This window comes from Dyella sp., assembly GCF_035508675.1.
Taxonomy (GTDB): Bacteria; Pseudomonadota; Gammaproteobacteria; order Xanthomonadales; family Rhodanobacteraceae; genus Dyella_B.
Map to the genome: position 1 here is coordinate 1 of NZ_DATJMN010000322.1, position 11,219 is coordinate 11,219.

Annotated in this window: 12 protein-coding genes and 1 pseudogene; 5 read left to right on the forward strand and 8 right to left on the reverse strand. The window is 63.9% G+C overall.

The genetic code is table 11. From position 1 onward, the window contains the following. The 3 genes from VMA74_RS17160 to VMA74_RS17170 all read right to left on the reverse strand — a co-directional run. The coding region (locus tag VMA74_RS17160; RefSeq protein ID WP_325369157.1) for an FKBP-type peptidyl-prolyl cis-trans isomerase at positions 1-260 on the reverse strand (260 nt) is incomplete at its 3' end. After that, positions 257-817, reverse strand: coding sequence for a GNAT family N-acetyltransferase (locus VMA74_RS17165; RefSeq protein ID WP_325369159.1), 561 nt, complete (start codon positions 815-817; stop codon positions 257-259). The genes VMA74_RS17160 and VMA74_RS17165, both read right to left, overlap by 4 nt. 31 nt (positions 818-848) lie before the next feature. After that, complete coding sequence (locus tag VMA74_RS17170; RefSeq protein WP_325369161.1) at positions 849-2,069, reverse strand: MFS transporter; 1,221 nt, start codon at positions 2,067-2,069, stop codon at positions 849-851. Between the two features lie 167 nt (positions 2,070-2,236). Here VMA74_RS17170 and VMA74_RS17175 point away from each other — a divergent pair, with 167 nt between their 5' ends. Further along, positions 2,237-3,559 (forward strand): DEAD/DEAH box helicase, encoded by a 1,323-nt coding sequence (locus VMA74_RS17175; protein ID WP_325369163.1) that lies wholly within the window; start codon positions 2,237-2,239, stop codon positions 3,557-3,559. A 176-nt stretch (positions 3,560-3,735) separates the two neighbouring features. On the opposite strand, the gene VMA74_RS17180 is transcribed toward VMA74_RS17175, so the two are convergent. Further along, positions 3,736-4,287 carry a GNAT family N-acetyltransferase gene (locus tag VMA74_RS17180; protein WP_325369177.1) on the reverse strand — a complete coding sequence of 184 codons (552 nt, stop codon included), beginning with the start codon at positions 4,285-4,287 and terminating at the stop codon, positions 3,736-3,738. An 8-nt stretch (positions 4,288-4,295) separates the two neighbouring features. Further along, positions 4,296-5,045 carry an SDR family NAD(P)-dependent oxidoreductase gene (locus tag VMA74_RS17185; protein WP_325369165.1) on the reverse strand — a complete coding sequence of 250 codons (750 nt, stop codon included), beginning with the start codon at positions 5,043-5,045 and terminating at the stop codon, positions 4,296-4,298. A gap of 115 nt (positions 5,046-5,160) precedes the next feature. On the opposite strand from VMA74_RS17185, the gene VMA74_RS17190 reads away from it, so the two are divergent. Continuing rightward, positions 5,161-7,020 carry a DEAD/DEAH box helicase gene (locus VMA74_RS17190; RefSeq protein WP_325369167.1) on the forward strand — a complete coding sequence of 620 codons (1,860 nt, stop codon included), beginning with the start codon at positions 5,161-5,163 and terminating at the stop codon, positions 7,018-7,020. 155 nt (positions 7,021-7,175) lie between these two features. Next, positions 7,176-7,994 (forward strand): class III extradiol ring-cleavage dioxygenase, encoded by an 819-nt coding sequence (locus VMA74_RS17195; RefSeq protein ID WP_325369179.1) that lies wholly within the window; start codon positions 7,176-7,178, stop codon positions 7,992-7,994. Here VMA74_RS17195 and ypfJ read toward each other — a convergent pair. After that, complete coding sequence (gene ypfJ / locus VMA74_RS17200) at positions 7,978-8,835, reverse strand: KPN_02809 family neutral zinc metallopeptidase (RefSeq protein ID WP_325369169.1); 858 nt, start codon at positions 8,833-8,835, stop codon at positions 7,978-7,980. The genes VMA74_RS17195 and ypfJ overlap by 17 nt on opposite strands. Positions 8,836-8,949: 114 nt before the next feature. Here ypfJ and VMA74_RS17205 point away from each other — a divergent pair, with 114 nt between their 5' ends. Together VMA74_RS17205 and VMA74_RS17210 are read left to right on the forward strand one after the other, a co-directional pair. After that, positions 8,950-9,342, forward strand: a complete 393-nt coding sequence (locus VMA74_RS17205; protein ID WP_325369181.1) for an MAPEG family protein — start codon at positions 8,950-8,952, stop codon at positions 9,340-9,342. An 11-nt stretch (positions 9,343-9,353) separates the two neighbouring features. Beyond that, a complete protein-coding gene (locus VMA74_RS17210; RefSeq protein ID WP_325369171.1) occupies positions 9,354-10,160 on the forward strand; it encodes a CPBP family intramembrane glutamic endopeptidase in 807 nt (268 codons plus the stop codon). Positions 10,161-10,250: 90 nt separating this feature from the next. Here the strand turns inward: VMA74_RS17210 and VMA74_RS17215 are convergent, their stop codons facing one another. Beyond that, positions 10,251-10,826, reverse strand: coding sequence for a Maf family protein (locus tag VMA74_RS17215; protein WP_325369173.1), 576 nt, complete (start codon positions 10,824-10,826; stop codon positions 10,251-10,253). A 38-nt stretch (positions 10,827-10,864) separates the two neighbouring features. Next, positions 10,865-11,219, reverse strand: a pseudogene (locus VMA74_RS17220) (hypothetical protein); the annotation flags it as partial.

Sequence of the window (11,219 nt, forward strand, 5' to 3'; positions counted from 1 at the left end):
CCCTGGTGGAAATATTTTTTCGGCACGCGCTGAATCTGGCCTTCCTGGCGTTCGCCGTAACCGTCGGCCGGTGGAATCTCCACCTGCAGCGTGTCACCGGCGCCGTGATCTTCCAGCGCCTTTTCCAGGCCCGGAATCAGCTGGCCGTAGCCAAGCAAAATCCACAACGGCTCGCCGCCATCATGCGAGCTTTCAACCTTCTCGCCGTCCACGCTGAGCGTGTAGTGGAATGCGATGACCTTGTCCTTGCCAGCCTTCATTGCCTGTCTCTCGAATCGGGTAAAACATCTATTCTACTGGTTTCATCGGCGCCCACGGCTTCCACGGCAGTGCCGTCGCTGTAAACGGCGAAATGTTCGCCCTGCAAGATGAATTGCGCCGTTTCGCGCATGCCCAGTCGCTGATGCGCACGTATCGAACCAAGGTTGTCGCGCCGGATGAACAATACCGCTTCGCGCCTTGGCAGCCTCTGTTTCAACGCCGCATAGAGTTGCGGCAGCAAGCCACGACCCCGCTCGGACTCTGCGATACAGACCGGGCCGTAGGCATAAGCGGACGGGCCGCCCGGCCACGCCCGCCACATCGCCTTGATCGGCGGTGGCTGGGCCGCACTGTCGCGGGCCGCACTGAACACTATGCCGACGATCCGACCTGCACGGCGCGCAACGATGACAGGCATGTCGTTCGAGCTCATGCCCGCCACAACCTCGCGTGTGAAATTACCGGTCAGCGCCCCGCCACGGGCAGCCGAATTGGCCTGCAACAGCTCGGCGATCTCATCGACGTCGGCGGTCTCGGCAAGTTTGAGGTCATACATGGCATGCTCCGTCCTGGTGCTTGGCCGGCCATTATTCCGCGAAACGCACACCCTTGGCTTCCGGCCCCAGCCACACCAGCAAGGCGAGCAGCACGGCCACCGCTGCGATCCACAGTGACATTACCAATGGCAATCCCGCACCCCGTGCCGCCAGCCAGGATTGCGCCGTCGCCGTGCCGGCAGCGAGCAGATTGCCCATCTGATACGCAAACCCCGGCAAGGTGCCACGCACGGCATCCGGCGACAATTCGTTGAGATGCGTCGGCACGACACCCCAGGCTCCTTGCACCATCACCTGGATCAGGAACGCGCCCAGCCCGAGCAAGACGAGCGAACCGCCATAGGTCCACAACGGAATCACCGGGATGGCCAGCAAGGCCGACACGATCATGGCGCGGCGCCGTCCCACTTTTTCCGACCAGCCGCCGAAGAAGATGCCGCCGACCAGCGCGCCAAGATTGAGCAAGGCCACCAGCACGAAGGCTGCGCCCGATCCGGTCGGCAAATGCAGGTTTACCTCTTCAAACGTGTGATACATGTCCTGCGAGCCGTGGCTGAACATATTGAACGCCGCCATCAGGCACATCAGGTAGATCGCCAGCTTCCAGTGGCCGCGCATCGCATCAGCCAGGCTGCGCTTGCCATGCACCGCCTGGCTCGCCTCCCACGCTGGCGATTCGGGCACCTTGCGCCGGATGTACAGCACCAGCAGCGCCGGGATCGTGCCGACGATGAACAGCCCGCGCCAGCCGATGTGATCGATCAGCAGCCAGTTCGCCAACGCGCCCAGAAAGAAGCCGCAGGGGTAGCCGCTTTGCAGCAAGCCGGACACCAAACCGCGCGACTTCGGCGGAATCGACTCCATCGCCAGCGAAGCACCGATGCCCCACTCGCCGCCCATCGCCACGCCAAACAGGAAACGCAAGACCAGCAGCATCGTCATCGAGGTCGAAAACGCCGTCGCCAGTTCGAACATCGAAAACAGCAGTACGTCGACCATCAACACCGGCCGGCGACCGAAGCGATCCGCCAGCCGCCCGAACAACAAGGCACCTACCGGACGCGCCGCCAGCGTCAGGAACACGCCCAGCGTGACCTCGGTGCGACCCACATGGAATTCATTCGCGATGCCGACGATCACGAAGGTGAAGAGAAAATAGTCGAATGCATCCAGCGTCCAGCCCAGAAAACTCGCCAGCACGGTATGCCGCTGCTCATGATTCAACTCGCGAAGGGCAGACAGGACGGACATGCAAGGCTCCTGGTGAACGGCTGCGCGAGGCTAGCACGATGCCGTAACCGCCTTCATGTATACTGCCCCTCGAATCGCGGCCGTTCGGGCCACGCATTCCCATCCAAATCCCCATATACGGCAACGCGGTTCTAGACGAAGGCTCCGGGTTGCAACAGGAGCTAATCATGTCTTTCGAATCGCTGGGCCTTGCCCCTGCGTTGCTGCGCGCGCTCGCCGAACAAGGCTACGCCGAACCCACCCCGATCCAGGCCGGCGCCATTCCCGTAGTGCTCAAAGGCCACGACCTGCTGGCCGCCGCCCAGACCGGCACCGGCAAAACCGCCGCTTTCTCGCTGCCCTTGCTGCAGCACTTGTCGACCACCGCACCTGCCGGCAAGCAGCGCCCGCGTGCACTGGTACTGACGCCCACGCGCGAACTGGCTGCGCAAATCAACGACAACGTTCGTGCCTACGGCAAGCATCTGCGCGTAAGCAGCGCGGTGATCTTCGGCGGCGTGAGCATGGGTCCGCAGGTGCAGGCGCTGCGCCGCGGCACCGACATCGTCATCGCCACGCCGGGCCGGCTGGTGGATCACATGCAGCAGCGCACGATCGATCTTTCCGGCGTGGAAGTGCTGGTGCTGGACGAAGCCGACCGCATGCTCGACATGGGTTTTCTGCCCTCGCTCAAGCGCATCATCGGCACGCTGCCGAAGCAGCGCCAGACGCTGCTGTTCTCGGCCACCTTCGCGCCGGAGATCAAGGCGCTGGCGATGCAGTTCATGCGCTCGCCGCAGGAGGTTTCCGTAACACCGGCCAACAGCGTGGCCACCACGGTGAGCCACGAGGTGCACCCGGTGGACGGCGCGCGCAAGCGCGACCTGCTGTTGCACGTGCTCAGCCAGGACAGCCGCCGCCAGACGCTGGTGTTCAGCCGCACCAAGCACGGCGCCGACAAGCTGGTGCGTTACCTGGAGCAATCAGGCCTGCGCGCCGCGGCAATCCATGGCAACAAAAGCCAGAACGCTCGCACCAAGGCGCTGGCCGATTTCAAGAGCGGCCGCGTCACCGTGCTGGTGGCGACGGATATCGCCGCGCGCGGCATCGACATCGACCAGTTGCCGATCGTGATCAACTACGACCTGCCGATGGTGGCAGAAGACTACGTGCACCGTATCGGCCGCACCGGCCGCGCCGGCGCCAGCGGCATCGCCTTGTCGCTGGTGTGCCACGAGGAATCGGGCCTGCTGCGCGATATCCGCAAACTGTTGAACCAGGACATCGCGATCAACGAAGTGCCTGGCTTCGAGCTGTCCATGCCCTTGCGGCTGGATGCGCAGGCACCGCGTCCCAAGCAGGGACAGCGGCAGGCACGTCCGCCGCGGCAGGGCGGCAACGGCCATCGGCCGCATGGACACGCGCAACAGAGCAGTGCCGCGGGCGAGCATGCGATGGGCAATCGCAAGCGCCAGCGCTCGCGTGGGCGCAGGCCTGCTGCCAAAGCTTGATGGAGCGCAGCTTCTTCCCCTGCTTGCAGGGGAAGATAGCGTGTTATCGAGAGGCAGGGTCGCGTAAGTTGGCGGTGCGCACATAGCTTTGCCATAGCATTCATTCCGCCGCTCGCTTCGCTCGCACCCCACCCCAACCCAACCCTCCCCTGCAAGCAGGGGAGGGAGTTGATAGCTCAGCCGCTGGGCGCAATCAACGCAGTAAGCACATGGTCTTCCCACACGCCGGCAATCTGCAGATAACGCTTCGCATACCCTTCCCGCTCGAACCCGAGCGACGCCAACAGGCGCGCGCTGCGCTCATTACGCGGCAGGTAATTGGCCATGATCCGGTGCAAGCCCAGTTCATCGAACGCCCAGGCGATGCCCGCCTCCAGCACCTCGCGCATCAAACCCTGTCCTTGCAGGTGCGCGGCCAGGCCATAACCCAGGTGACAGGCCTGGAAGGCGCCACGCACGATATTGGCGAAGGTGAAAGTGCCAAGAATCGAACGCTCTTGAGGATCGAACACCAGCAACGGATAACCGCGATCGTGCTCCACGTTGTGGCGGCTCTGCCCGATGGTCTCGATGCAATGCTCCACCGTGTAGAACTCGCTGCCGCGCAGTGGCTCCCACGGCGCAAGATGCGTGCGATTCTCCAGCCGGTAACGCAGCAGCTTGCTCGCATCGGTGATCTGCGCGACACGTATGCGTGCGCGCGCGGTTTCCAGCACGGGCATGTCCATCACGGCGTTCAGCGCTCCTGATCCGTGGGCCGCATCAGTACTTCGTTGATGCACACGTAATCCGGACGTGTCACGCAAAACAGGATGGTGTCGGCAATATCCTCGGCCTGCAGCTGACGCATCTCACCGGCGCGTGCATTGACGGCGCGGCGGCTGGCTTCGTGCCCAACGTGCTCGCGCAATTCGGTATCCACCATGCCCGGTTCGATCACGCTCACGCGGATATTGTCCTTGTACACCTCGCGCCGCAGCGATTCGGAAAAGCCCACCACGCCGAACTTGGTCGCCGCGTAAGCGGCGGCGTTGGGATTGGCCACCCGTCCCGCCACCGAGGAAATATTGACAATGTGCCCATCACGCCGCATACGCATCCCCGCCAGCGCTGCCTGGGAGGATGCGATCAGGCTGAGGACATTCAACTCCAGCATCCGGCGCCAGCGGCCCAGATCCGCGTCGGCCACCGGCTCCAGGTACATCACGCCAGCGTTGTTGATGAGGATGTCAAGGCGACCGTAGTGCGCTTCCGTTTCCTTCACGATGCGCTGAGCTTGCGTTTCCAGCGCAAGGTCCGCCACCAGCACAAGCGGTTCCGCCCCCAACCCGGCGAGCTTGGCGGCGAGCTGTTCCAGGCGATCCTTGCGCCGGGCGGCAATCGCCACCTTGGCGCCCTGCTCCGCCAGGGCCAGCGCGGTTGCCTCGCCGATCCCCGAGGACGCTCCCGTAACCAGTGCAATGCGATCTTTCAGACGGCTTTTCATAGCGGCTTGGCTCCTTGATAGCGACGCAATCTAGCAAGAGTATGTCCGCCACGGGCTGTTACAATAGTCACCTTTCTCCTGCATGCCGCGTGCATGTCACCTTGAGGTTTCCCCCATGTCGTCCCCCTCTTCCGACTCTGCTCCGGCCATCGCTGGTTTCTCTGCGCTTGCCCTAACGCCGGAAGTGCTGCGTGCACTGGCCGACGTGGGATACGAGTCGCCATCACCCATCCAGGCCGCCACCATCCCGTCTCTGCTCGAAGGCCGCGACGTGCTCGGCCAGGCGCAGACCGGCACCGGCAAGACAGCCGCTTTCGCACTGCCGATCCTTTCGCGCATCGAGATGCGCCCGGGCAAGCCGCAGGCGTTGGTGCTGGCGCCGACGCGTGAGCTGGCGATCCAGGTGGCCGAGGCGTTCCAGCGCTATGCCGCGCACATGCCAGGCTTCCAGGTGCTTCCGATCTACGGTGGCCAGAGCTACGGCCCGCAGTTGCATGCCTTGCGCCGCGGTGTACACATTGTGGTCGGCACGCCCGGTCGCGTGATCGATCATCTCGATCGCAAGACGCTCGATCTTTCCGAACTGCGCTTCATCGTGCTCGACGAAGCGGATGAAATGCTGCGCATGGGCTTTATCGACGATGTCGAAAAAGTGCTGCAAGCCACGCCGCCGGAACGCCAGGTGGCTTTGTTCTCCGCCACCATGCCGTCGCCGATCCGCAAGATCGCCCAACAGCATTTGAAAAATCCGGTGGAAGTCACCATCAAGGCCGCCACCACCACCGCGGCGAACATCCGCCAACGCTATTGGTGGGTGAGCGGCATGCACAAGCTCGATGCGATGACGCGCATCCTGGAAGCCGAACCGTTCGACGCGATGATCATCTTCTCGCGCACCAAGCAGGCTACCGAGGAGCTTGCCGAAAAATTGCAGGCGCGCGGCCTGGCTGCTGCCGCCATCAATGGCGACATCGCGCAACCGCAACGCGAGCGCGTGATCCAGCAACTCAAGGATGGCAAGCTCGACATCCTCGTCGCCACCGACGTCGCCGCGCGCGGCCTGGACGTGGAGCGCATCAGCCACGTACTGAACTACGACATTCCGTACGACACGGAAAGCTATGTGCACCGCATCGGCCGCACCGGCCGCGCCGGCCGCAGCGGTGAAGCGATCCTGTTCGTCACCCCGCGCGAAAAAGGCATGCTGCGCGCGATCGAGCGCGCCACGCGCCAGCCGATCGAGGAAATGAAGCTGCCCACGGTGGAGGCGGTGAACGATCGCCGCATTGCGCGCTTCAAGCAGAGCATCAGCGATACGCTGGCAATCGGCGGGCTGGAGCAGTTCCAGCAACTGATCGAACAATACGAGCAGGAACACGACATACCGGCCATCGAGATCGCGGCTGCACTGGCGCGCATCGCCCAAGGCGATCGCCCGCTGCTGCTGGAAGCACCGCCCAAGCGCGAGCGCGAGCGCGCGCAAGAACGCGAGCCACGCCCGGCCCGCGCGCAGGATGGCGAAACGAAACGGCCCTTCCGCGAGTCCCCCCATCGCGACGAAAACCCGCGCGACTTCGCACCGCGCCACCAGCAACGCACGCACGCCACCGAAACCGGCAAGCGCACCTACCGCATCGAAGTCGGCCACGAACACGGCGTAAAACCCGGCAACATCATCGGCGCCATCGCCAACGAAGCCGGCCTGGAGAGCCAGCACATCGGCCGCCTCAGCATCCGCGACGACTACAGCCTGATCGATCTGCCCGACGGCATGCCGCAGGAAGTCTTCCAGCATCTCAAGAAGGTGTGGGTGAATCAGCAGCAGTTGCGCATCAGCGAGTGGGACGGCAATGAAGCGGAAGCCGCCGGCACGCATGCGCCGCGCAAGCCGGGCTTCAAGCCGGCACATGCGCGTGGGCATGCGGGCAAGCCGAAGCATGGCCGCGGTGGCGACAAGCCGGTACGCCGCAAATAACCCTCCTGCCCGTAGGCTGGGATGACCATCCCAGCTTGCGCTGGCCGTGGTGTGGCATCGGCCCCAACCTACACAAGGTTGTCGCCCCCTGCGCAACACTGCGTTCCCCACCGCTTACCGCTGCAAACAGGTTCATGCGGCCATACTTCACCGCCATGAATGCCCTGCCCAGCTTCTACGTTTCCCACGGCTCGCCGATGACCGCGCTGCACCCCGGCCTGGTTGGCAAGCGGCTGGCCGGCATCGCCGCCGAACTGCCCCGCCCGAAGGCCGTGGTGATCGCCACCGCGCACTGGCTGGCGCACCAGCCGAGCGTGGGCGGCGCCACACGGCCGGAAACCATCCACGACTTCTACGGCTTCCCGCGCGAGCTGTTCGAGGTGCAATACCCGGCGCCCGGTGCGCCGGAGGTCGCCGCGCAAGTCATGCAATTGCTCGACCATGCAGGCTTGGCGCCCCGCCTCGACCCCACGCAGGGACTCGATCACGGCGCCTGGGTGCCGTTGCGCCTGCTCTATCCGCAAGCGGACATCCCGGTGGTACCGCTGTCGATCCAGCCCAATCTCGGCCCCGCGCACCAATACGCGGTCGGCCGCGCATTGGCACCCTTGCGCGAACAAGGCATTCTGGTGATCGGTTCCGGCAGCATCACGCACAACCTGCACGACTTCCGCGCCGGCTACAGCGAAACGAACGAAGCACCGTACCTGCGCCCGTTCATCGGCTGGATCGAACAGAAGATCAACGCGGGCGATATCGAAGCGCTGCTCGACTACCGCCGCCAGGCGCCCGGTGCCGCGCGCGCACATCCCACCGACGAACATCTGCTGCCGCTGTACGTGGCGCTCGGCGCCGCCGGCGAGCAGGTCGAGGGGCAACGTATCGATGCGGGTATCGAGTTTGGCTTCATGGCCATGGACATCTACCGCTTCGACAGCGCCCCCGTCGCCCGCACTGCTACAACGCACCGCTAAACGTATCGCACGACCGGATATCCCCACTCTCCAACCCGGTCTTGAACCACTTCACGCGCTGCGCCGACGTGCCGTGCGTAAACGAATCCGGCACCACCGTGCCACGCGCCTCGCGCTGCAAAGTATCATCGCCGATCTGGCTAGCGGCATTGAGCGCGGATTCCACATCACCCGGCTGCAACCATTGCAGGCGCTGCTGCGTGCGGTTGGCCCATACGCCGGCGAAACAATCGGCCTGCAACTCCTGCCGCACCGACAGACCGGTGGCGCCTTGCATGGCCGCACCACGCCGCTGCAGTTGCGCGGTCTTGTCGAAGATGCCCAACTGGTTCTGCACGTGATGGCCCACTTCGTGCGCAATCACATAGGCGCGCGCGAAATCGCCGCTGCTATGGAAGCGCGTCTGCAGTTCGCGGAAGAAATCCAGATCCAGGTACACCTTCTGGTCGCCCGGGCAATAGAACGGACCCACCGCGGTGGAAGCCGCACCGCAGGCGGTGTTCACGCCACCGCTGAACAGGACCAGTTTGGGATCGACATAGGTGCGGCCCATGCCTGCAAAAATGTCGGTCCAGGTTTTTTCGGTGGAGCCCAGCACCCGGCTGACGAATTCCTTCTGCTGCGGATCCACCTGCACCGGTTGGCCGCTTGGCGCATAGGTGGTTGGCTGCCCGCCACCCTGATCGAGCAGCGCAAGCGGGTTCTTGAAAAAGATCCAGCCCAACAACGCCAGAATCAGAAGACCGCCGATCCCCAGGCGCCCGCCGCCGAACCCGCGACCACCACCGCCACCCTGGTCGACCTCGACGTTCTGGCTCTCTTCGCCTTTCTGCCAATCCATAAGACCCCCGATCACATGCTTAAGCCTGGGCACGCAAGTGCGTTTCGACTCCCCAAGCATGGCACCAAACCGCTACAGTGACGCATCCTTTTCCACGCCCCAATGCGACCCATGATTCAGAACCTGCCCGCCTTGGTCACCCTGCTGACGGTCCTCCTGCAATTCGCCACGGCGTGGGTAGTGGGCCATGCGCGGGGGAAGTACCAGATTGCGGCGCCCGCGGTCAGCGGCCACCCCGCCTTCGAGCGCGCTTACCGGGTGCAAATGAATACGCTGGAAAACACCGTAATGTTTCTGCCCACATTATGGTTGGCGGCCCATTACGGCTACGTGCTGTGGGCCGGTATCGCCGGACTGCTGTGGGTCGTGGGGCGGGTGTGGTACGCCATGGCTTACCTGCGCGATGCGAGCAAGCGCGGCTCGGGCTACCTGGTAAGCATGGTGGGCTGGGCCGCGACGCTGGTGATGGGCGTATTGGGCCTGGGCCGCGCACTGCTGGCCGGCTGATCCGCATCTCGATGACGGTGTCGACATTCAAGCCGGCGCCGCCGGCTAACCCCCGTGGCAACGGGCCAGGCGTGCTGCATGCCATCGGCCTGGTGCTGCTGTATTTCCTGCTGCAGGTCGGTGCCGGTGTATTGATGGGACTGGTCGTCGGCGCGCTGGAAAAAATCCGCCACCCGCAGCTCTCGCTGGCCGACCTGCACCAGCACGTGATGGGCGTGCTGAGGCAAACGGACAGCAGTGCCATGCTGATGGTGGTGGCGTTGCCGTTGATCGCGCTGCTCCTGTTCTGGCTGGTGCGCCGCCAGTGGCCGCAGCTGTGGTTGCAAGCCGAACCACCCGGCTTCGGTTTCAACGCGCCGCGCAGCTCTCGCTGGTATGCCGCGGCGCTCCTGGTCGGCGTGGTGATGCCGCCGTTCGGTGCATTGCTCACGCAATGGCTGGCGCGTGGCCATGACGTCACGCAAAACGTGCAGGAACTCACCCAGCACGCATCAAGCTATCTGCGCCTGCCGCTGGCCATCGTGGCGGTCACGATCGGCCCGATGGTCGAGGAGCTGATGTTTCGCGGTGTGCTGCTTTCCGCCTTGATGCGCCGGATGTCTACCGCCCAATCCGTCGCGATATGCGCGGTGATGTTCGGCCTGGTGCACTTGGCCGGCCTGGATTTTCAGTGGTATGCGCTGCCCAACCTGATGCTGTTTGCGGCTGCCTTGTGCTGGCTGCGGTTGCGCTCCGGATCGCTATGGCCGCCGATTATGGCGCATGGCCTATACAACCTGTTTGCGCTGGTGGCGTTGCTTGCCGAGGCACGAGGATAGGCTTGAACGCGTAGGCTGGCAGTGAGCGCATGCGAACCCCAACGTTGCCATGCAGAAAGCCACGAAGTCGCGGCTCATCGCAAGCAAACGTCACACTGCCACGCCAAACGTCCGCAACAACCGCGCCGTCTCGAACAGCGGCAAACCCATCACGCCGGAATAGCTCCCTTCCAGATACTCGATCAGGCTCGCCCCTTTGCCCTGGATGGCATACGCCCCGGCCTTGCCGAACGGCTCGCCGGTCGCCACGTACGCAGCCATCTCCGCTTCGTCTACTTGCGCAAAACGCACGCGCGAGATGCAGACGTCATCATGTTCCCGCTTGGCCGACAGCACGCACACGGCCGAGATCACCTCGTGCGTGCAACCGGACAGTGCTTGCAGCATGTGCATCGCATCGTCGGCGTCTTTCGGCTTGCCGAAGATGCGCTCCCCCAGCACCACTTCCGTATCCGAGGCGAGCACCAGCGCCTCGGCCTGGGCATGGCGCTCCAGCACTTCCCAGCCCGCCTGCGCCTTGTCGCGCGCCACGCGCCGCACATAGTCCACCGGCCGCTCTTCCGGAAACGGCACCTCGGCGACGTCTACGTCCAGAATGGAAAAACTCACGCCGAGCTGGCCGAGCAATTCACGCCGGCGCGGCGATTGGGAGGCAAGGTAAAGCATGGATGATTGGGTCCTTGGAGGGAAGGCAGCATCGCATCTTATTGCGACAACCACGGCGACGACGTACTCCAGAAGATGATGCGCGCACCAAGATAGTTTCGCGCAAAGTCCTCCGCTTGTGCCCGGGTGAATGGCTTGCCGGTATTCGGGTCCTTGTAGGTCAAGGTCGGCTCTTGCACGGCCATCGCAATCAGCGCGAGCCGGTCCTTGTAGCGATGAAAGAATGGGTATGCGTTGTGCATGTGCGCCTTGCGATACGGCACGACGTCCGGACCGCCAAGGCCGACGCCGTGCTCGAGCGCAGCTTCGAACAGGCGCTCCATGTAGCGATGATCGTTGTCCCATTCGCACGGCCAGAAGTTGACGTACTGCACCACGGACGATTGCTTGAAT